Annotated in this window: 2 protein-coding genes; both read left to right on the top strand. The window is 50.7% G+C overall.

All coding sequences use genetic code 11. From position 1 onward, the window contains the following. Nucleotides 1–224 precede the first annotated feature (224 nt). Nucleotides 225–461, top strand: coding sequence for a class II holin family protein (locus CWM61_RS28560; RefSeq protein WP_100632279.1), 237 nt, complete (start codon nt 225–227; stop codon nt 459–461). After that, nucleotides 439–875, top strand: a 437-nt coding sequence (locus CWM61_RS28555) for a lysozyme (protein ID WP_100632278.1), incomplete at its 3' end; no start/stop codon positions are given. The genes CWM61_RS28560 and CWM61_RS28555, both read left to right, overlap by 23 nt.

The raw sequence follows: 875 nt of genomic DNA, 5'->3' as shown, positions 1-875 counted from the left end.
ACCAAAATCGATACGATCCAAAAAGCGCTATCAGCGTTGGGGCAAAAGATGGAAATTGTCGTCCACTAATCTCTATATCTCCTAATCAAAGGTCGCCGTACTGGCGGCCTTTTTCATTTCAGGCTCACGGGAATCATCATCGATACGGCTTGTTGTTAAATCAGCCCGATGGGCCTGTTCCTATCAAACACACGCACAGCACCCGCACACAGCGAGGTGAGAGTATGTATCGCATGGACAAACTAACAACCGGCATTGCCTATGGCGCATCAGCTGGAAACGCCGGGTTCTGGATGCTTCAGGTGCTAGATAAAGTCAGTCCATCACAATGGGCAGCCATTGGCGTGCTTGGCAGCCTTTTTTTTGGTCTGCTTACGTACCTGACGAATCTGTATTTCAAAATTAAAGATGACCGGCGCAAAGCGGCACGGAGTGGTGATGGGAAACAGAGCGAAACTTAGTGCAGCAATGCTGGCCCTCATTGCTGCTGGTGTATCAGCTCCTACATTGATGGATCAGTTCCTTGATGAGAAAGAAGGAAACAGCCTTACAGCGTATCGCGATGGCAGTAAGGGGATCTGGACAATTTGCCGCGGGGCCACGCGTATAGATGGTAAACCCGTCACTCAGGGTATGAAACTGACTCAGGCCAAATGCGATCAGGTAAACGCGATAGAGCGCGACAAAGCGCTGGCATGGGTGGATCGGAATATCCATGTCCCTTTGACCCCGCCACAAAAAGTAGGCATTGCCTCGTTCTGCCCATACAACATCGGGCCCGGAAAATGCTTCCCGTCTACGTTCTATCAGCGGATTAACGCCGGTGATCGTAAAGGCGCATGTGAAGCGATTCGCTGGTGGATAAAAGACGGAGG

The sequence above is a fragment of the Klebsiella sp. K-Nf6 genome, from assembly GCF_002806655.1.
Classification (GTDB): Bacteria; Pseudomonadota; Gammaproteobacteria; order Enterobacterales; family Enterobacteriaceae; genus Klebsiella; species Klebsiella variicola.
Note: the sequence above shows the minus strand (reverse complement) of the source record. Positions and strands in the feature narration are given on the sequence as shown.

What these genes read in the sequence shown, in the direction of transcription:
- CWM61_RS28560 (WP_100632279.1), top strand. Translation starts at nt 225, where the DNA reads ATGTATCGCATGGACAAACTAACAACCGGCATTGCCTATGGCGCATCA.